This window comes from Hathewaya massiliensis (assembly GCF_902143515.1).
GTDB lineage: Bacteria > Bacillota > Clostridia > Clostridiales > Clostridiaceae > Hathewaya > Hathewaya massiliensis.
Genome location: NZ_CABFVD010000004.1, coordinates 114,874 through 136,828 on the forward strand (window position 1 = coordinate 114,874; position 21,955 = coordinate 136,828).

Genomic DNA, 21,955 nt, shown 5'->3' on the forward strand with positions numbered 1-21,955 from the left:
CCCCCTCTCCTTTTACTTTTTACCTGTATAACGCTCGTATATTTTTTTTCCTATTGTTCGAGAAATTATATTGAATAATAAAACAATTATTATTAGTACCGCTGAAGCTCCATTAGCTATTCTATCAGCATCTGGAATCATACCTTCAGAATTAACTTTCCATATATAAACAGATAAAGTTTCTGCCGGTCTAAACACATTAAATGCAAAGTTATTATTAAATAAATTTGAAATATTAAAACTAATTTCTGGTGCACTCATTCCAGAAGTATATAAAAGAGCTGCTGCTTCTCCAAATATTCTTCCAGCTGCAAGAATTATCCCTGTTAATATTTGCGGAAAAGCATTAGGTAAAATTACCTTTACTATAGTTTGCCACTTAGTAGCCCCAAGAGCTAAACTTCCTTCTTTTATGTGTTTTCCTGATAAGCGAATTGCATCTTCACATACCCTAGTTAAGGCTGGTAAATTTAAAATACTAATAGCTAAAGCACCAGATAGTAAGGTGAATCCCCACCCAGTAGCATTTACAAAAATCAAGAGTCCAAATAAACCTACAACAATTGATGGCAGTGATGCCATGGTTTCAATACACAGTCTTACTATCTTTATTAATAATCCATGCCCTGAATATTCTGATAAATAAATGCCAGCACCAACTCCTAGAGGTACAGATATTATTAAGGAAATAATAAGCATATAAATAGAGTTAAATAACTGAGGACCTATTCCCCCTCCCTCTTCACCAATAGATGGAGATCCAAATAAAAATTTAGAATCTAAAGCATGCCTTCCATTATATACAATATATCCTAATAAAAATATCAATAATAGCACAACTAAAAATGAAATACCATAAAATATGGCAGTCCATATTCTATCTATAGTTTTTTTATTCATTAGGCTCCACCTCTTTTACCTAGAAACTTAATTAACAAAATAAATATAAAAGAAATTATTAGAAGTAATAGCGCTAATGACCATAGTGCATCATTCCATGCTGTTCCACTTACAGTGTTAGCCATGTCCATAGTTATAATACTAGTTAATGTTGTCGTTGGTTTTAATAAATAGAATGGTTTTTTTAGTGCATTTCCTATGACCATCTGAACTGCAAGGGCCTCTCCAAATGCTCTTGCAAGGCCTAATACTATTGCAGTTAAAATTTCATTTTTTCCTGCTGGAATAATAACTCTTGATATAGTTTGCCACCTTGTTGCCCCTAACCCATAAGATGCTTCTATATAATCATTAGGTATAGCTTTTAATGCATCAGATGAAATACTGGCTATAGTTGGAAGTATCATTATACTTAAAACTATAATTCCAGAAAGTAAGCTAAAGCCTATGCCTCCAAATATTTTTTTTATAAAAGGAACTAAGACTGTGATTCCTATCCATCCATAGACTACTGAAGGAATACCTACAAATAATTCTAAAGTTGGTTGAATAATCTTCTTACCTAATTTTAGAGAAATAAAGTTCATAAATATAGCAAGTGCAATACTTATAGGTGCACTTATTAATACAGCTCCCAAAGAGACAAAGGTAGATCCTAATATAAATATTCCAGCACCAAAGGATGGAGTATCACTCTCTGGCATCCATTTAGTTGAAAAAATAAATTCTTTTATGCTTATATTATTATTGATAAAAGTACTTAGCCCTTTAAAAGCCAGAAAAGATATTATTGAAATAGTTAAAACTACTATAAGAATTCCACAAAAAAATGCATATCCTCTACCTAAATATTCAGTTTTTAATTTGTTATAATAACTTCTTTTTTCCATATATCTCGCCTCATTATATTCTTATTTATAAAAAGATCGGTAGTCCGACCTTTTTTATAAACTATTTAAAATCACTTATTGGAATGTAACCAAGCTTTTTAACTGTTTCTTTATTCTCTTCACTTACCATATAATCCAAGAACTCTTTTGTTAGTCCTTTAGGTTCACCCTTGGTATACATATGCTCATAGGACCAGAAGGGATATTTCTTTGCTACTATGTTTTCATTTGTAGCTTCTACAGCATTTATTTTTAATACATTTATATCTTTTCTTATGTTTTCAGATAAGTATGATAGTGCTAAATAACTTATACCACCTTCTGTATTTTTTAAAGAAGTTCTTACTGCACCACTTGAGTCTTGTGTAGTACCAAGTCCACTTTTCTCCTTCACTCCATCCATTATAGTATCCACAAAAGTCGCCCTTGTTCCTGAGGATGCCCCTCTATTTATTATATTAATGGGTTTATTCTCTCCCCCTACTTGTTTCCAATTAGTAATTTTTCCTTCAAAAATATTTTTTATCTGTTCCTTAGTTAAGGATTCTACTTTTACATCCTTACTAACAACCATAGCAAAACCTATACCACAAACTTTATGATCTTTTAATTCCTTTAATTTAGATTTATCTTTTAATTTTGTTTCTGCACTTACATCTGAATTGCCAATATCACAATTACCACTAGCTACTTGATTTATGCCTGCTCCACTTCCGCCCCCTTGTACATTTATAGTAACATTAGGGTTTTTAATCTTAAAATTATTTGCACTTTTCTCTACAAGCGGTTGTAATGCTGAAGATCCTAATGTAGTTATGGTTCCTGAAACTCCTTTAACTTCTGATGTGGATTTTTCATTGTTTTTAGCATTATTTCCACATCCATAAAAAACTCCACTCATTAATGCCATAATTAAAACACCTGTTAGCAACCTAATACCCTTTTTTTTCATAAATTATTCCCTCCATAATATTTTTATATTGGTTATTATTTTCTCCCCACAATAAGATAATATTCTATTTAAGTTAAAAAACTATTATGTATAGGTTAATTAAACCCATAATCTTGTTAATTTAATTTTACATAATTATAAAAAATCTATGAATCAATAAGTCTTAATCTAAAGGTAAATGATATGTTTCATAACCCAAAGTACACATAAATAATATAAAAACCATGTATAAATAGGAAATAAAGTCCCCCTTTTATACATGGTTTTATTCACAGTGCATTAGAAATATTTCTTTTTAAACAAATTCTTTGTAATTCATAGAGTTATTCATACTCTAATATTCATACACTTTAAAAATTTAAGTACGTATTTATCACTAACTTTCATAAAATTTTATAAGCTTTATTGAAAGTAAAAATCCCAATAAAGCTTATAACTACGCATATCTTAAATATTTGATCTTTTATTAATATTATATGGAATTTTAATAATAAACTTACTTCCTACTGCTAGGGTACTTTCAACTTCAATATTACCATTAAATAATACTAATATATGTTTTACAATAGCAAGTCCAAGTCCAGTACCACCATTAGCTCTAGATCTAGCTTTATCAACTCTATAAAATCTTTCAAACAATCTAGGTATCTCCTCTTTTGAAATACCTACCCCATTATCTTCAATGCTCACTGAAAAATAATCCTCATAAGACTTAGGTATAATCTTTACATAACCGCCAGGCTCTGTATACTTTACAGCATTATCTACAAGGTTAATTAACATTTGTTTAAATTTATCTGCATCTCCCAATAGCTGGCCTATTTCATTATTCTTAAGTTCTAGCTCAATTTCTTTTTTATCTGCTGTGGATTTAATTAAGATATACACGTCACCTAAAATTTTATTTACGTCTATAAGTTGCTCTTTCACTTCTTTTTGCTGTTCAATATGGGAAAGGGTTAATATATCGTTTATTAACCTTGTAAGTCTCTCAGCCTCGCTATTAATAATATCTAAAAATTTATTTCTAAGTTCTGTATCATCTACTTCTCTTAAGGTTTCTGCAAATCCTTTTATAGATGTTAACGGAGTTTTAAGTTCATGAGATACATTTGCTACAAATTGTGATCTTATATTTTCCAGATTTTTAATATCCGTTATATCCTGCACTACTGCCACGGTGCCTATATGTTCATTTCTATTAATTATATCCGTAGTTTTAATTCTCAAATCTCTTTCCTCAGGAAACATAATTTTAATTTCCCTATACTCCTTATCATTATTTGTCAAAAGATTTTCTAGTTCAAAGTTTCTTATATTATCAAGTAAATTTTCTCCTATAACATTTCTCTTTATACCAAAGATTCTTTCTGCATAAGGATTTACCATAATAACTTTAAAGCTTCTATCTACAGCGATAATTCCACTATCCATACACTTTAATATAGCTTCTAATCTATTTTGTTTATCTAAAACTTCTTTAATGGTATCTTCAAGTTTTTCAGCCATAAAATTAAAGTTTTCTCCCAGTTTTCCAAGTTCATCTTTAGTGGTTATATTTACTCTCCTACTTAATTCACCTTTTGCAATTTTAGAAGTAGCTTGATCTAAATCTTTAATAGGTTTAACTATAATGTAAGTAAGCTTTATACAAAGCCATATAGATAAAATAATTATTAATACGATTACGACTATATAATAATCCATAAACTTACCATTAATAACTTTTAGGTTATCCATATAAATAGAGCTTCTTATTATATTCCCATTTTCAAGTTTAGTTGCTAAATAGATCATATTTTTTTTAGCTGATTCACTATATCTTATACTTACACCCTCACCCTTCTCCTTTGCAGCTTTAAATTCTTCTCTGTTTGAGTGATTCTGAAGCTCAGATTTGTTTAATTGATTATCAAAAATAACATTTCCATAAGAATCCATGTAAGTTATTCTTATTTCTTTTGAGTTGAATTCATATTGGTTTATCTTTTTATTGTTTTTTATAATATTTTGCGCAAATTTATTATTAGACCTTAGATACCCTTTTATGATTTCCTGTTCTTTATAATCAAATATTTTTGTAAGTAATAAAGACATGGTAATCACTATAAATATAATGGAAAAAGAAAAATACATCATAAGTTTTTTTCTCATAATTACTCTCCTGTACTAAATCTATACCCTATACCCCTTACTGTTTGAATAAATTTAGGATTTTTATCATCATCCTCTAACTTCTTTCTAAGATGTCTAATATGCACATCCACAGTCCTAGTTTCTCCTATATATTCATATCCCCATATTTTGTCTAATAGAAATTCTCTAGTCATTACTCTACCTTTGTTTTTTACTAGTATTTCAAGTAATTCAAATTCTTTTAAGGTTAAATCAACTTTTTTATCCTCTTTTAATACTTCATGCTTTTCAAAATTAATAGATATATTCCCGAACTTACACGCTTTTTCTTCATACTGCATAGCTGTTCTCCTAAGAACAGCCTTAACCCTAGCTAATAGCTCTCTAATAGAAAAAGGCTTTGTAATATAATCATCTGCTCCAAGTTCAAGACCTAATATTTTATCAAACTCTTCACTTTTTGCTGTTATCATTATAATTGGTGTCTTAGATAATGTGGACTCCTTTCTTATCTCCTTACAAACATCATATCCATCCATACCTGGAAGCATAAGATCTAAAAGAATTAAATCTGGAAGCTCTTCTTTAGCCAGCTTAATAGCATCAAATCCATTTCCTGCACATATAGCTCTATAGCCGTTTTTTTCTATGTTAAACTTAATAAGTTCTTGTATATGTTCCTCATCATCTACAATAAGTATTTTAGGCTCTTTCATAATAACACTCTCCTAAGATTATAATAAATAAAAAATCTATTCTTTATATATAAAAGAAAACATTCTTCCATATGATTTATTTTGCTTTCTATATGAATGTAATTTTACCCTTTCATCACAATAGGTACAATAATCCACAGTAATTATATTTTCTCTTAGTATATTAGCTTCTTTTAAACAAGTAATTATATATTTTTCTAAATTTAAGTTCCTACCACAAAGCATTTCTTCAGAAAATTCTTTAGTATGTTTAAATTGCTCTATGACTTCCTCTCCAATTTCAAAACAACAGTTCCTATTATGTGGACCTATATATACCAAAATATCTTCTGGATTACAACTATATTTTTCTATCATATTCTCCAGGGTTTTTCTTGCAATGTTTTTAAGTGTGCTTCTCCATCCACTGTGTACCGCTGCCAAAACTTTTTTACTCTTATCTAAAAATAATATAGGCACACAATCAGCTGTAAAAACCCCAATAGCCACATTACTTTTATCTGTAATTAGAGCATCCCCCTCTTCTATTTCCCCTGTATAATTTAAAACTTTATCGCTATGAATTTGACTTAAATAACCCACATTTCTCACATGAAACCACTCTTTTAGCTTTTGAATATTTCTTAATCCTTCATTAGAATTTTTATTAAAGTCAAGTCCCCCCTCAGCTGTAGAAAATATAATATTTATATTTTCATAGTTGAATTTTATAAATTTAAATTCATCCATATTTAACTCCTGCATAATACACCTCTTGAATTAGTTATTAATTATATTTTAGCATTTATTTTTTATTAAAAATCATAAAAAATAAATTTAACCTAAGTTTAACTAATTTAACTTATACACAACATTCATATAGAAAAAAGCCCAAAAGGGCTCTTATCTTTCATGTTTTTTTTCAATAAGATTTTTTATTTCTTCCATAAAAGTATTTATATCTTTAAATTGCCTATACACAGAGGCAAACCTTACATAGCAAATCTCATCTACTTCCTTTAAAATATCCATTATTATCTCACCTATGTATTCTGATCTCACCTCTGTTACCATATCATTACAAAGCCTCTTTTCCACCTCATCAGCTATGTCTTCAATTTGACTTCTTGATATGGGTCGTTTTTCACAAGCTTTAATTAATCCGTTTATTATTTTATTTCTATCAAAATACTCTCTGCTGGAATTTTTTTTCACCACTAATATAGGTATGTTTTCTAACTTTTCATAAGTAGTATATCTTTTTTTGCATTTAAGACACTCTCTTCTTCTCCTTATAGCTGAATTATCATCTGTTGACCTTGAATCTACTACTTTACTTTCATCATAATTGCAGTATGGACATTTCATATTTACATCTTCCTTTAATATAAATTATCAATTATATATTATCATCTTTATATATTTTTTTCTACATATAATAAATATTATATTAAATCTTATTTTACATCCTTAACTAATATAACATCTATGCCTATCTTCCATATGTTCTCCCAAGGAATTTCTACAGAACCTTCTCTTCCGAACAAGGACATCTTCTCTTCTGGTATAATCAAAGAAATAATTTTATAGTTATCACAATCCACTACCAAGTCTTTAATAAAACCTAGCTTTTTACCAGATTCTACATCTATAACTTCCATGGTCCTAATATTATTTACTGAAAATAACTCTTGAACTTCATTTACACTCTCCATTTTATCCCTCCTTACAACTTACTATATAATATTTATTATAAAATTATATAATTATGTTAAAATTATGTTATTTTCATTATTTTTAAAAAAAAGGCCTAGATAGGCCTTATACAAATTTTCTCATATGCTTTAGTGCGGATTTTTCTAATCGAGATACTTGTGCCTGTGAAATTCCTATTTCATCGGCTACCTCCATTTGAGTTTTCCCATTAAAAAATCTTAAATTCAAAATTAGCTTTTCTCTATTATTCAATTTTTTCATTGCCTCATTTATGCAAATATTTTCTATCCAATTTTCATCTAAACTTTTACTATCGCTTATTTGATCCATAACATATATAGCATCTCCTCCATCATGATATATGGGTTCAAATAATGATACAGGATCCTGGATAGCATCTAATGCAAAAACCACTTCTTCTCTATCAATTTCAAGTTCCTTTGCTATTTCAGTTATTGTAGGTTCTTTATTAAAGTCTTTTAAATATCTATCTCTAACTTGTAAAGCTTTATAGGCTATATCTCTAAGGGAACGACTTACTCTTATGGAATTATTATCTCTTAAGTACCTTCTTATTTCTCCTATTATCATTGGAACAGCATAAGTAGAAAATTTTACATTTTGACTTAAATCAAAATTATCAATTGACTTAATAAGACCAATACAGCCTACTTGAAATAAATCATCAGCATTTTCACCCCTGTTATTAAATCTTTGTATTACACTTAAAACTAATCTTAAATTTCCTTTAATAAATTTTTCCCTAGATTCTAAATCCCCTTTTTTTAGTTTTAAAAGTAAGTCTTTCATCTCTTTTTCTTTCAATACAGGAAGTTTTGCTGTGTTAACTCCGCAAATCTCAACTTTGTTAATTTTCATAAGGTCATCCATCCCTTCAGTATAGTTGCATTAGAATTTTCCCCTTATGAAATAAATTTTATACGTAAGACAACCTTATAACATTTTATTAATTTCTCTTTTTAGTCTTTTTATTATTCTTTTTTCCAATCTTGATATATAAGATTGAGAAATTCCAAGCATATCTGCAACCTCTTTTTGAGTTTTTTCCTTTTGTCCGTTTAATCCAAATCGAAGTATTACTATTTCCTTTTCTCTTTCATTTAATTTTTTCATTGCAATAAATAATAATTGTTTATCTACCTCATCTTCTATCATATTATATACCATGTCATTTTCAGTACCTAATATATCTGATAGTAGTAATTCATTGCCATCCCAATCAATATTTAAAGGTTCATAAAAAGAAATTTCTGATTTTATCTTGTTGTTTCTTCTAAGATACATTAAAATTTCATTTTCTATACACCTAGAGGCATAAGTTGCAAGTTTTATCATTTTACTAGGATCAAAGGTATTTACAGCTTTAATTAGCCCTATGGTACCAACAGAAATCAAATCCTCAATATTTACTCCCGTATTTTCAAACTTTCTAGCAATGTACACAACTAATCTTAGATTTCTTTCTATTAAAATTGATTTTGTCTTTTCATCACCCTCTGATATCTTATTAAGTAGTTCTTCTTCTTCTCCTTTTGTTAAGGGTGGTGGAAGAGCATCATTACCTCCTATGTAAAACACTCTTTTATAAAATATATTTAACTTTGAAATAACTTTATTTAAAAAAGATTTTAGTCTAATCATTTTGTACCTCCATCTCTATAAAATTCCTCTTGAAAGTAATGCATTATATTCCCCTGTTTCACTTAAACTTGTATTGCAAAATGCGATTATTCCATTCTTAAATTCACTAATTTCATTTTTATCTAATAGCCTTAAACTATCAGCTTTCACACCCTTAAGGTTTCCATTACTACCATTTACAACTTTATATGGTATTAAAAACTCATGTCCCTTTGGTATTTCAAAGTTACAAAATATATCTTCTTCTACTATAATTACTGGTAAATTAGTAACTGGTTCTCTTAGTTCATTGCCAGTATCTAAAAAAGCTTTGATTATTTTGCAATCTCCCCCTAAATTAATTTCTATATCATAAATCAATTTATTAACCAAAATTTTATCTTTTATAAAAGTAAAAAGCCTGTCCATACACATTGCACTTATAAAAATGCCTAAAATAAGTTTTTTATAGGTAAAGTTTACTATGTATGAATTTCTGGGCATTATACCACTTTCATTAAATTTTATAAATATACATAATCCACCTAAAGCTATGGTATAAAAAGTTAGTACAGATACCCCTTTCAAAATAGTTTTTAAATTTTTCCCTACAGATATAAAAACCATTAACATAGCAATTGATATTTTTAGTATGAATTGAAAATAAATATTTAATGACAAAAATAACATTGCAATAGGTGCAAGACTACCTATAAATGCCGCTAGTAAATTTAATCCTACCCTATGTTTAATATTTAAAGTTTTACATGTAATGTATATTAGAAAATAATTAATTATAAGGTTCTCTAATATGAGTACATCAAGATATATTTCCATATACATCCCCCCTTACAATTATTATACACTTAGTTTATTCAAAATTTTGTCAACTTTTATCTTTAAGCTAAAATTTTAAATGTTTATATTTCCCAAAATAATCACAATATACTCCATATTTTTAAAAGCATATAAAAAAAAAGACTTACCACTTTTGTGATAAGTCTTTTATAAACTATTTACTTTGTCTTCTTAAAAACGCTGGTATTTCTAGCTCTTCTTCATCATAAGGATCTTTTGTAAATGCAACTGTTTCTTCTTCAACTTCCTTAGAGTTTGAAGGAGCTTTGCTTTCATTTTTTGTAGCATTGTTACTTTCAGCTTTTTCTTTGTCGAAACCAGTTGCAATAACAGTTATCTTTATTTCATCGTTTAAGCTTTCATCTATAACTGCTCCAAAAATTATATTTGCATCTGGATCTGCAGCTTCTCTTACAATTTCACAGGCTTCATCCATTTCTAATAATCCTAGATCTGCTCCACCAGTAACATTTAATAAAACCCCTGTTGCCCCAACAATAGAAGTTTCTATAAGTGGACTAGATATAGCTTGTTTAGCTGCTTCTGAAGCTCTATTCTCCCCAGTAGCTCGTCCAACACCCATATGTGCAAGTCCCTTATCTAACATAATTGTTCTAACGTCTGCAAAATCCAAGTTAACAAGTCCTGGAATTGTAATTAAATCCGCAATACCTTGAACCCCTTGTCTTAATACATCATCTGCAAGTTTAAAAGCTTCCATAAGTGATGTTTTTTTATCTACCATAGAAAGTAATCTTTCATTAGGAATAGTAACAAGAGTATCTACTTTGTCCTTTAACTCTTTTATACCCATCTCAGCTTGTAACATTCTTTTTCTTCCCTCAAATGGGAATGGTTTAGTAACAACTCCTACTGTTAGAATGTTCATTGACTTAGCAATTTCTGCAACTACTGGCGCAGCACCAGTACCAGTTCCACCACCCATACCAGCTGTTATAAAAACCATATCTGCACCTTTTATGCATTCTGCTATTTCATCTTTACTTTCTTCAGCAGCTTTTCTTCCTATTTCAGGATTAGCTCCTGCACCAAGCCCTTTAGTTAGTTTATCTCCAATTTGAATTTTTTGTGATGCTTGAGATAATATTAAGGCCTGTTTATCTGTGTTTATACCAATAAACTCTACATTCTTTAAACCCTCTTTAATCATTCTATTAACAGCATTGTTTCCGCCGCCACCAGAACCAATTACTTTTATCTGAGTAAGATCTTGCATATCAATATCTATCACATTACTACCTCCTTAATTTAGAAAAAATCAGCAAAAAACTCTTTTATCTTACTGAAAAAACCAGGGGATTTTTCCTTTAGTTCTTCATCATCGTTATCTTCTAATGTAAAATTCTCTTTATCCTTCATACTATTTGCACTTGAAAAATTAAGAGGCTTTATATACTCCGATGCTTCTTTCAAAACCCCAACACTACCACAATACAAGGTATTGGAAGCTCCTATGTATTCTGGAATACCAATTCTTACAGGTCTTTTAAAAATATTTTCACTTAACTCTAGTATTCCTCTTAAAAATGAAACCCCTCCTCCAACAAGTACTATACTGTAAATATCTTCATAATATCCACTTTCTTTTATAAAAGCTCTTATAAATTTAAACATTTCTTCAGTTCTAGCATTAATTATATCTATTAAAGTAAAATAACTTACTTCTTTTTCATCTTTTTTAGATGAGTTTAATACTATTTTTTCATCTTCAATATTATGCTTTGTAACACTCCCATATCTTAATTTTAAACTTTCTGCCTCCTCATAAGATATATTTAAACATAGAGATATATCTTTTGTAATATTATATCCACCTAGTGGAATAAAAATATTTTTAGAAAGCTTTCCGTTTTTAAATATAGATATGTTAATAGTTTCTAGTCCAATATCAACTATGGCAACTCCTTTTTGTTTCTCTTCATCTTTTAATAATAGTGATGATAAAGCAATCGGCTGAAGTTCAATACCTAATACCCTTATACCTGCTTTATTTATGCTTTTAATAAGGTTATTAACCACTGTACTTTGTGCTAGTATAATCTTAGCATCTACTTCTAACTTAACTCCACTCATTCCTATAGGATCTTTTATATTATCATATCCATCTATTATGAATTCTTCTGTTATAGCTCCTATAATTTCCTTGCCATTATCTATGGATATAAGTTTTGCGGCCTCAATAGCTCTATTAACATCTTTTCTATTAATTTCTCTATCTTCTCCTGAAACTGCTATAACGCCTTTGTTGTTTACAAACTCACAGATTCCCCCTTGAATGCTTATGAATGCTTCATTTATTTTAAATTGAACTATTTTTTCTAACTGAAAAATACACTTTTCAACAGATTCAGAGGTTTTATCAATATCAACAACTACGCCCTTTTTTAGTCCCTTACAAGAAACGGAGGTTATTCCCATAATTTGCAGTGAACCTTGACTATTAACTTTACCTACAGAAGCACAAATTTTTGAAGATCCTATATCTAGTCCTATTATATATTCGTCCATGAATCATACCTCCTTAAGAGAATCCTCAAAGTTATATATTCAACATAAAACTTATTTTTCCTTTTATTTTATATGTAATTTTTATTTCAAATTTTTCCTTTTAATCTACATTGAAATATTTTATCTTACTCTGTCAATTATATCATAATATTTAGTATTATAACAAAACTAAATTATAAAAATGACTTAAAAGTTTAATCCATGTTATAATTTATAACATAAATATACCTTTTAAGTCACTATTTAAAACTATAAATTTTCATATCTACTATAAAGATATAAAGGGATCTATAATAACAACATCCTAGTTATTATTTCTTTATCCATTGCATATGTAATAGCAGTGTCTTTTGATATTACATTTTTCTTTTGCAATTCAACTAAAGACATATCCATAGTACTCATTCCCAGCTTTGAACTTGTTTGCATTATAGATTCAATTTGGAATAATTTCTCTTCTCTTATTAGGTTTCTAATTGCTGGAGTAGTTACCATAACTTCTAAGGCTGCAGTTCTTCCTCCTCCAATTTTAGGAACAAGTTGTTGAGAGATTATACCTTGTAATACTGCTGCTAATTGAGATTTTACTTGCTCTTGTTGATATGGTGGAAAAACCTCTATAAGTCTCTCAATAGTCTTAACTGCCCCAGTAGTATGTAAAGAAGATAAAACTAGATGCCCATTCTCAGCTGCCCTTAAAGCTATACTTATAGTTTCTAAATTATCTAATTCTCCTATGAATACTACATCTGGGTCTCCTCTTAGCAGTGATTTTAGTGCTGATTCATAAGTTCTACTATCCTTACCAATTTCCCTTTGGTTTACTATAGATTTATTATGTTTGTACAAAAATTCTATAGGGTTTTCTAAAGTAATTATATTTTCTGATCTAGTATTATTTATTTCATTAATTATAGCTGCCAAAGTATTACTTTTACCACTTCCTGTAGGTCCAGTTACTAAAACTAAACCCTTTTTCTTACTTGCTAATTCTTTAACAGCTTGTGGAAGGTCTAGATCTTTTATTGAAGGCACCTTGCCCCCTACTGTTCTTATAGATAATGCATCACTATTTCTTTGCTTATAAATATTTACTCTAAATCTTCCAAGACCTGCTACTGAATAGGTTGTATCAATTTCCCCTGAGTTTTCGTATATTCCATATTGTTCTCCTAAAATAGCTTTTGAAAACATATTTGTATCTTCTACAGTTAATTTTTCATTAAATATTTGAATTAATTCTCCTGAAACTCTTGCATAAGGATATGTTCCCACTGTCAAATGTATATCTGAAGCATTCTTATTAATAGCCGTTTCTAATAAATTATCTAAGTTTATCATTTTATTCCTCCCATCATACAATAAAAAGGTTATACTCATATTAAATTTATCATGAATTAGTATATATTTCAACATTATTCCCTATTTTACTCTAGAGCATTTTTTTTATATTAAAATTAATATTATATTTTACTTATAAATCCATATAAAAATAATTATCTACTTTATATTTAAGGATTTATTTAATTTATTTAAAGCTCTCTTCTCTATCCTAGATACATATGAACGAGATATACCTAATTTTTTCGCAATTTCCCTTTGAGTTTTTGGTTTGCCATCCTTAAGACCATATCTATCTTTTATTATTATACGTTCTCTCTCTGATAGGGATGATTCTATCTTCTCATAAAGTTTTTTAACTTGAATTTTGTTTTGAACAATTTCTATTACAGAATCTTCCTCACTACTTAGTACATCCATTAATGAAATTTCATTTCCCTCTTTATCGATTCCTATTGGATCTTGCAGATACACTTCTCCCTTTGTTTTTTTCGTATTTCTAATTAGCATTAATATTTCATTTTCTATACACCTAGCTGCATAAGTAGCAAGCCTAGTTCCTTTTGAAGTATCAAAAGAATCTATAGCCTTTATTAATCCAACAGTCCCTATAGATATCAAGTCATCCATATCTTTACCTATAGAAGAATATTTTTTAACAATGTGGGCCACCAATCTTAAATTTCTTTCTACCAATATATTTTTTGATAACTGATCGCCCTCACTTAATTTTTCTAAGTAATATTTTTCTTCTTTTTCATCTAAAGGTTGAGGAAAGGAATTACTTCCAGAAACATACGCAGTAAAAAAATTCAAATTCCCTATAAATTGTAATAAGCTTTGTATTAACAACAAAATGTGCCTCCTAATAGTGCTTATTACTATAGTATGCAAATACCTAAGACTTGTTGCATATTTAAAGTTATATTTTTAATTATAACTTTAAAAGTAAGCTCTTTACATATTCAATGAATATTCAATCTTTATTTAAAGTTATATTTTTAAATTTTATTTTAGTCTATCTTTTTTATACGTACTATTTTATAATCTGGAGATGTATTTTTTAAATTCTTTATTAACTTTCCTTTTGAAAAGGGACCTGCATTCTTTTCAAATTCCTCTAATGATATTATTTCATAGCCCTTAGGAGATAATTTTAAATAAAAAATATACTTATCCATGTAAGCTTCACAATACAAAATATTTTTTAATTTCTTCAATGTTTCCTGTTGTTGCTCAGTTAGATCCGATTCAGTTATCTCATATCGATTATGAATTGTGGCTTCTGTAACCCTTGGCACAGTATCCAAATTATAGATACTACCATAAGTTTCATAATCGTAAAATTGTGAAACTATATTTTCATCTATTAACTTTTGAGGAATATGAATGTTAAATACCATATATACTTTTTGTTTTTTAGTATTATTTTTAAAAGTGATTTCTTGTTCACAATATTTATCATTATCAGTTTCTTTTATCTTATAAGCTACATCAAATATAGATTTATTCTTAACCTGCTTTATACAAACACTATCCTCCGTTTTGGTTATTTCTTTAACATCTATAGTTACAGAATTCTTTTTGTAAATAATAATTATACTAATACATGCAATTATACAAAAAATAATTATTATCACAGATAATTTATGTTGTTTAGTCTTCATGATTAATCCCCCATATATGAAATTCCAGTTTCTCTTCCCCATGGCTGATGATATGTTACATTTATGAAGAAAACCTTTGCTTTGTCTAGTTCAAAACTTTGTCTTTATTTATAACAGCCACATCTTTTGATTGTCATATTATCATAGCATGTGAACTAACTGGATGGGATAAAATATTTGTACCTATTTTTCTACTTAAAACTATTTTAAATTTGTTTTTCATATATTTAACCTATTTTCTCAATATTGTAATATATTATTATATAATTATCACATGATTTAATTTAAATTTCAATATTTATTTATAATCCTTTATTATATTATTTTTTCATATTTTTCTAATATTGAAATAGTTATTTTTTATAAAATGAGAGGATTTATTAGTTCTAATATTTTAATCAATTTAATAAATTTTTTTCATTAAAATTTTCTACTATTTTTTTAAATATAGGAGCAGCAGTATTACCACCATCCTCTTCTTTGCCTCCATCTTTTCTTTTAACCCAATCTATATCTCTAACTAAAACTACCATAGAATAATTCTTGTTATTTATTCTAAAAAAGCCAGTAAACCATCCATCAGAAAACTTTTGCCTCTTTCCATCTTTTATTTCATAATATTCTGATGTACCTGTTTTTCCTCCTATCCTTACTCCCTTAACCTTAGCTTTATGACCAGTACCCTCTGAATCTTCTACAACATCAATCATGGCATTTTCCATAATTTTTGCTGTACTATTTTTTATAACTTTTTCACTATTATTATCTATGTTTTTAATTATTTTATTATTCTCATCCACAATGGCATCTATTATATATGGTCTAACAAACTTTCCACTATTTATTATAACATTAGGGATATTAATAGCTTCTATGGGAGTTATTCTTATTTTCTGTCCTATAGCACTATGTCTAACTTCGTCCCTAGATACATTTTCCCTATCTACTTCAAATTTACCGTTCTTTTCATCTTGAAGTCCTAAAACAGTATCTAGGAGTCCAAATTTTTTAGCATATTTATATATATTATTAAACCCTACTTCTTCTCCTACTTGATAAAATATATCATTAGACGAATAGATTAAGCCTTCTTTTAAGGACATATTTTCCCTATTATTATATTCCTTTATATCTTTATTTCTTTTATAGATTTTATCCATGTGAGATATATTATTATCAATAGCAGAAGTAGCTGTTACTATTTTAAATATTGAAGCAGGAAAATATCCATTATTTGAAGCTGCTCCTATGTTTATATTAGGTTTATTATCATCTTTTTGAGCCATGGAAAGTATTTTCCCAGTTTCACTTTCCATTAATATAACTCCAACATCCTTATAATTTTTAAAATTCTCGCTTCTTATTATATTTTCTAAATGACTTTGTATATCCTTATCTAGAGTAAGCCTAAAATTTAAATTTTCATTGCTATTTTTTAAAATTACTTTCTTACCATGAGTATCTAATTCTTTTTGAACTAAAATCTTATCGACTTCATTTTCTTTTCTTATGTCAAGCATGGTTTTTTCTAAAGTCCCTTTGCTTTTTAATGAACTATCTTTAAGATTATTAGCACTATCCATAATACTAACTATATTCCAATTTTTTTCTAACTTAGATTGATTATAATCGTAAATATAAAACCCTTTTATATCACTAACTTCTTTTAACTTGTCATAAGTTTCCTTATTAATTTCATATTTTATTTTTTTATTAAAATCCCTATCTTCTATTTCATCTGGAAGGTTATATTCTTTTTTATAGTCCCTTAGTATATACTTTGCCTTTTTAATATTATCATTTTCCTTATTCTTATTATAAGTTAAATAAAATCCTGTATCTATGACTGCAAAGTATTTTTTTTCATATTCTATAAATTCTTTACCATTTTTATCTATTAATTTATAATTTCTATCCTTCATATTTTCTGTATAAAAAAATTGACTATTCACTTTTGACTTTAGCTGCTCTCCTTCAAATACCATTACATATAAGTACCTCACTATCAATAATAGAAATATTGAACTTAAGAATAAACATATTTTTTTTATTCTATGCTCGTATTTTCTAGGAGGTAAGAAAAGTAACATAGTTTTTTTTTCTCTAAGCATAAAAACACCTCACTTTAGGTAAAATTATACCCAAAATAAGGTGTTTTATACAAAATATAAAATTATATTTATTCTTTAAGAATACTTTCTATTTTAGATGCTAAACAATCAATAGCTACTTTATTATGTCCACCTTCAGGAATTATAATATCTGCGTATCTTTTTGTGGATTCAGTAAATTGCATGTGCATAGGTCTTACTACTCCTAAATACTGATCAATTACAGACTCAATAGTTCTTCCTCTTTCATTTATGTCTCTTACAAGTCTTCTAATAAACCTAACGTCTGCATCAGTATCCACATAAATTTTTATGTCTAAAAGCTCCCTAAGTCTACTTTCTAAAAGAACTAATATTCCTTCTACTATTATTATCTTTTTGGGTTGAACTAATATAGTCTCACTTTTTCTATTATGAATTTCAAAATCATATAGGGGTTTTTCTACACTTTTTCCATTCATAAGTTCTACTATGTGCTGAATTAAAAGATCCATATCAAAGGCATCAGGATGATCATAATTTGTAAGTCTTCTATCTTCAAAAGAAAGATTACTTTGATTCTTATAATAACAATCCATCTCTAATGTTGAAAGTGAGTCTTCTCCAAATCTTTTACAAATTTCTTTTGCAATAGTACTTTTACCAGAACCAGAGCCTCCAGTAATTCCAATGACAAGTGGCTGTTCCATTAGTCATCCTCCTTAAATATTTATGATATCCTGTGCTTTAATTAATATATCTTTTGCTTTAAGTTCTTCATTAACTTTAATAGTAAAAATCATCTCTGCAGCAGGTGCTGCTTCTATATTTTCACCTTTTTCATTTTTCATCTCTTCTATTTTAATTTCTACATTATCTCCTTGGGCCTTTAAAACTTCCACTGTTTCACCTACAGTTACTTTATTTTTTTGTTTAACTGTGGCAGCCATTGTTTCCTTATCAAAGGATTGAACAATTCCTATTATATTATAATTTTTTTCATAAGCTGAACTATCATAAACTTGCTTGTCTTTTTCTCCAAAATAAAACCCTGTAAAGTATTTCCTATGGCTTGGTTTCATTAAGTAGTCCATCCATCTATCTTTAAATTTAAATTCTTCTGGTGACTTAAAATATGTATCAATAGCTTCCCTATATGCCTTAGTTACTGAAGCCACATAAAACATGCTTTTCATTCTTCCCTCAATTTTAAAGGAATCTATGCCTGCTTCAACTAATTCTGGAATATGTTCTATCATACATAAATCCTTAGAATTCATTATATATGTTCCTCTGTCATCTTCTATTATAGGATAAAGTTCTCCAGGACGCTTTTCCTCCATTAAATAGTATTTATATCTACAAGGTTGAGCACACTGTCCCCTATTAGAATCTCTTCCTACTATATAATTTGAAAGAAAACATCTTCCAGAATAAGACATACACATAGCACCATGGACAAAAGCCTCTATTTCCATATCCTCTGGTATCTTATCTTTAGTTTCTCTAACTTCTTCTATAGAAAGTTCCCTTGCAAGAACTATTCTCTTAATTCCTTGATTATACCAAAATTTAGCTGCTTTCCAGTTTACATTGTTTGCTTGGGTACTCAAATGTATTTCTAAATCAGGTGCTACTTCCCTTGCTGTCATTATAATCCCAGGGTCAGATACAATTATAGCATCTACACCTAAATTATATAATTCTAAAAGATATTCTTCAAGGCCTTCTAAATCCTCATTATGGGGAAATACATTTAAAGTAACATATACCCTTTTTCCTCTAGTATGGGCATATTCTATACCTGTTTTTAATTCTTCTGAATCAAAGTTATTAGCAAATGCCCTTAAATTTAACTTATTCCCTCCAAGGTAAACAGCGTCAGCTCCAAAATCTATGGCAGTCATTAGTTTTTCTAAATTACCTGCAGGTGCTAGCAACTCAGGTTTTTTCAATTTTATTTCCTCCTTACAGTAACAGCTATCCCATCTCCCATGGGCAATACTGATGTTATAAATTTATCTCCACTTACTTCTTCTAAATATTTTTTCATTCTCTTTACAATGGTTATTTTTCTTCTAACTAATAATTCTTTAGATGCTACCATACCTCTAAATAGCACATTATCAGCTATAATTATACCATCTTTATCTAAAAGTTCTAAGCAATAAGGAAGAAAATGATTGTAATGCCCCTTTCCTGCATCCATAAATATAATATCATAAGGTTTTGCTTTATTTTCACATAACCTCTCTAGAACCTCTTTACAATCTCCTTGTTCTATATTAATAGAATTAGAATAACCATATTTATTAATATTTTCTCTTGCCTTTTCAACCATATTTTCATCTCTTTCAATGGTTGTTATATCTACTGTTTCTGTGCAGGCTCTCTTCATAAGTATAGCAGAATATCCTATAGCTGTTCCAAGCTCTAATATTCTATTAGGTTTCTTAATTTCTATCATAAGCTTTAGAAAATTTGCAGTTTCTTTTTGTACTATGGGAACATTATTTTCTCTTCCATACTTCTCAATTTGGAGCAAGACATCATCTTGCTCCTTTATAAGACTTCTTATATAAGTCTCCATGTAATCATACATTATTCCGCTCATACTATTTTCTCCCTCCAATTTAAAAGGGTTATTATTTACTTCTACTAACTAATTTTTTTCTCTGTGTTGTATCTAATATGCTTTTTCTTAATCTTATACTCTTTGGTGTAACTTCTACAAGTTCATCAGATGCCACAAATTCTAGGCATTGCTCTAAACTCATAATTCTAGGTGGTACTAATTTTAAGGCATCATCAGAACCAGATGATCTTGTATTGCTTAAATGCTTTTTCTTACATACATTAACTTCAATATCACCAGGTCTTGAGTTTTCTCCAACAATCATCCCTTCATACACATCTATTGCTGGGTTTATAAATAACATTCCTCTTTCTTGGGCATTAAATAAACCATAAGTAATAGCAGTCCCACCTTCGAAAGCTACTAAAGATCCTCTACTTCTTTCAGGAATATCTCCTTTATATGGCTCATAGCTTGTTAAAACATGATTCATTATACCATTTCCTTTGGTATCAGTCATAAACTCGTTTCTAAAGCCTATTAATCCTCTTGAAGGTATGTCAAAGACTAATCTTACATAACCATTAACTGCTGAAGTCATATTTTTCATTTCAGCTTTTCTAGGTCCAAGTTTTTCCATAACTACACCCATGAATTCTTCTGGTACGTCTATTGTAAGTTCCTCCATAGGCTCTAATTTCTTACCATTCTCATGCTTATAAATAACACTTGGTTTTGAAACTTGGAATTCGTACCCTTCTCTTCTCATAGTTTCTATTAATATAGATAAGTGTAATTCTCCTCTTCCACTTACCTTAAAGCAATCTGCAGAATCAGTTTCTTCAACTTTTAAACTTACGTTAGTTTCAAGTTCTTTCATTAATCTATCTCTTATATGTCTTGAAGTTACATAGTCCCCCTCTTTTCCTGCAAAAGGAGAGTTATTTACTAAAAAGTTCATACTTAAAGTTGGTTCATCAATTTCTACAAAAGGTAATGCCTCTGGATTATTTATATCTGCTATGGTTTCACCAATATTTATATCTGAAATTCCAGATACAGCAACTATATCTCCAAGCATAGCCTCTTCAGTTTCCACTCTATTTAAACCATCATATACATATAGATTAGATATCTTAACACTCTTTTGAGAGCCATCTTTTCTTAAAAGAGCTACTTGTTGGTTTTTCTTTATTTTTCCTCTTATAATCTTACCTATACCAATTTTACCAACAAAACTATTGTAGTCTATACTAGAAATTAAAAGTTGCAAAGGCTGATCTAAATATCCTTCAGGAGATTTAACATTTTTAATTATTGTTTGAAATAAAGGCTCCATTCCAGTACCTTCATCTGAAATTTCATGCTTTGCAATACCTGATTTAGCTGAGCAATACACTATAGGAAAATCTAATTGTTCATCATTAGCGCCTAATTCTACAAATAGATCAAAAACTTCATCTATTACTTCTTCTGGTCTTGCATTTGCTTTATCAATTTTATTTATTACAACGATAGGTTTTAGGTTTAGTTCTAATGCTTTCTTAAGAACGAATTTTGTCTGTGGCATAGCTCCTTCAAAAGCATCTACTACAAGAAGTACGCTATCAACCATTTTAAGTACTCGCTCTACTTCTCCTCCAAAATCAGCATGTCCTGGGGTATCAATAATATTTATTTTCACTCCATTATAAGTTACTGAAGTATTCTTTGATAGAATAGTAATTCCTCTTTCTTTTTCAAGATCATTAGAGTCCATTACTCTTTCTTCTACCTTTTCATTTTCTCTAAAAACATTGCTTTGTTTTAAAAGTGCATCAACCAAAGTAGTCTTACCATGGTCAACGTGGGCTATTATAGCTATGTTTCTTATATCATTTCTTTCAAATATATTCATAAAAACTCCTCCAAGTTATTCATCTGTGTCTTTAAATTTTTTCCAAAGAAAAATTGGATACTATTTTG

Annotated in this window: 21 protein-coding genes; all 21 read right to left on the bottom strand. The window is 28.7% G+C overall.

Annotated elements, in window-relative coordinates; translation table 11 throughout:
• Positions 1-12: 12 nt before the first annotated feature.
• The 21 genes from pstA to typA all read right to left on the bottom strand — a co-directional run bounded on the left by pstA (position 13) and on the right by typA (position 21,887).
• Positions 13-900, bottom strand: a complete 888-nt coding sequence (gene pstA, locus FNZ64_RS09030; protein ID WP_142414478.1) for a phosphate ABC transporter permease PstA — start codon at positions 898-900, stop codon at positions 13-15.
• Positions 900-1,790, bottom strand: a complete 891-nt coding sequence (gene pstC / locus FNZ64_RS09035) for a phosphate ABC transporter permease subunit PstC (RefSeq protein ID WP_142414479.1) — start codon at positions 1,788-1,790, stop codon at positions 900-902. The genes pstA and pstC overlap by 1 nt, the downstream gene beginning before the upstream one ends.
• Positions 1,791-1,851: 61 nt before the next feature.
• Entirely contained in the window at positions 1,852-2,742 is an 891-nt protein-coding gene (locus tag FNZ64_RS09040) for a phosphate ABC transporter substrate-binding protein PstS family protein (protein ID WP_142414480.1), read from the bottom strand.
• A 447-nt stretch (positions 2,743-3,189) separates the two neighbouring features.
• A complete protein-coding gene (pnpS, locus tag FNZ64_RS09045) occupies positions 3,190-4,896 on the bottom strand; it encodes a two-component system histidine kinase PnpS (protein ID WP_142414481.1) in 1,707 nt (568 codons plus the stop codon).
• A 2-nt stretch (positions 4,897-4,898) separates the two neighbouring features.
• Positions 4,899-5,594, bottom strand: coding sequence for a response regulator (locus tag FNZ64_RS09050; RefSeq protein ID WP_142414482.1), 696 nt, complete (start codon positions 5,592-5,594; stop codon positions 4,899-4,901).
• A gap of 36 nt (positions 5,595-5,630) precedes the next feature.
• A complete protein-coding gene (gene pgeF / locus FNZ64_RS09055) occupies positions 5,631-6,323 on the bottom strand; it encodes a peptidoglycan editing factor PgeF (RefSeq protein ID WP_243129243.1) in 693 nt (230 codons plus the stop codon).
• A 153-nt stretch (positions 6,324-6,476) separates the two neighbouring features.
• On the bottom strand, positions 6,477-6,941 hold the full coding sequence (nrdR, locus tag FNZ64_RS09060; RefSeq protein WP_142414484.1) for a transcriptional regulator NrdR: 465 nt from the start codon (positions 6,939-6,941) through the stop codon (positions 6,477-6,479).
• A gap of 89 nt (positions 6,942-7,030) precedes the next feature.
• Positions 7,031-7,288 (bottom strand): YlmC/YmxH family sporulation protein, encoded by a 258-nt coding sequence (locus FNZ64_RS09065; RefSeq protein ID WP_142414485.1) that lies wholly within the window; start codon positions 7,286-7,288, stop codon positions 7,031-7,033.
• Positions 7,289-7,394: 106 nt separating this feature from the next.
• Positions 7,395-8,168 (bottom strand): RNA polymerase sporulation sigma factor SigG, encoded by a 774-nt coding sequence (sigG, locus tag FNZ64_RS09070; RefSeq protein WP_142414486.1) that lies wholly within the window; start codon positions 8,166-8,168, stop codon positions 7,395-7,397.
• Between the two features lie 75 nt (positions 8,169-8,243).
• Entirely contained in the window at positions 8,244-8,951 is a 708-nt protein-coding gene (sigE, locus tag FNZ64_RS09075; protein WP_142414487.1) for an RNA polymerase sporulation sigma factor SigE, read from the bottom strand.
• Between the two features lie 15 nt (positions 8,952-8,966).
• On the bottom strand, positions 8,967-9,767 hold the full coding sequence (spoIIGA, locus tag FNZ64_RS09080) for a sigma-E processing peptidase SpoIIGA (RefSeq protein ID WP_185903736.1): 801 nt from the start codon (positions 9,765-9,767) through the stop codon (positions 8,967-8,969).
• 175 nt (positions 9,768-9,942) lie between these two features.
• On the bottom strand, positions 9,943-11,025 hold the full coding sequence (ftsZ, locus tag FNZ64_RS09085; RefSeq protein ID WP_142414624.1) for a cell division protein FtsZ: 1,083 nt from the start codon (positions 11,023-11,025) through the stop codon (positions 9,943-9,945).
• 32 nt (positions 11,026-11,057) lie between these two features.
• The gene (ftsA, locus tag FNZ64_RS09090) at positions 11,058-12,317 is read right to left on the bottom strand and encodes a cell division protein FtsA (protein ID WP_142414489.1); all 1,260 of its coding nucleotides are present in this window, start codon (positions 12,315-12,317) and stop codon (positions 11,058-11,060) included.
• A gap of 288 nt (positions 12,318-12,605) precedes the next feature.
• A complete protein-coding gene (locus FNZ64_RS09095) occupies positions 12,606-13,658 on the bottom strand; it encodes a type IV pilus twitching motility protein PilT (protein ID WP_142414490.1) in 1,053 nt (350 codons plus the stop codon).
• A 159-nt stretch (positions 13,659-13,817) separates the two neighbouring features.
• Positions 13,818-14,513 carry an RNA polymerase sporulation sigma factor SigK gene (sigK, locus tag FNZ64_RS09100; protein WP_423244944.1) on the bottom strand — a complete coding sequence of 232 codons (696 nt, stop codon included), beginning with the start codon at positions 14,511-14,513 and terminating at the stop codon, positions 13,818-13,820.
• A 158-nt stretch (positions 14,514-14,671) separates the two neighbouring features.
• Positions 14,672-15,325, bottom strand: coding sequence for a hypothetical protein (locus FNZ64_RS09105; protein ID WP_142414491.1), 654 nt, complete (start codon positions 15,323-15,325; stop codon positions 14,672-14,674).
• A 398-nt stretch (positions 15,326-15,723) separates the two neighbouring features.
• Positions 15,724-17,310, bottom strand: coding sequence for a penicillin-binding transpeptidase domain-containing protein (locus FNZ64_RS09110; protein ID WP_185903737.1), 1,587 nt, complete (start codon positions 17,308-17,310; stop codon positions 15,724-15,726).
• A 194-nt stretch (positions 17,311-17,504) separates the two neighbouring features.
• The gene (gene udk / locus FNZ64_RS09115) at positions 17,505-18,125 is read right to left on the bottom strand and encodes a uridine kinase (RefSeq protein ID WP_142414493.1); all 621 of its coding nucleotides are present in this window, start codon (positions 18,123-18,125) and stop codon (positions 17,505-17,507) included.
• Between the two features lie 12 nt (positions 18,126-18,137).
• A complete protein-coding gene (locus tag FNZ64_RS09120; RefSeq protein ID WP_142414494.1) occupies positions 18,138-19,370 on the bottom strand; it encodes a peptidase U32 family protein in 1,233 nt (410 codons plus the stop codon).
• A 2-nt stretch (positions 19,371-19,372) separates the two neighbouring features.
• Positions 19,373-20,029, bottom strand: a complete 657-nt coding sequence (locus FNZ64_RS09125) for an O-methyltransferase (protein ID WP_142414495.1) — start codon at positions 20,027-20,029, stop codon at positions 19,373-19,375.
• A gap of 31 nt (positions 20,030-20,060) precedes the next feature.
• A complete protein-coding gene (gene typA / locus FNZ64_RS09130; RefSeq protein WP_142414496.1) occupies positions 20,061-21,887 on the bottom strand; it encodes a translational GTPase TypA in 1,827 nt (608 codons plus the stop codon).
• Positions 21,888-21,955 lie beyond the last annotated feature (68 nt).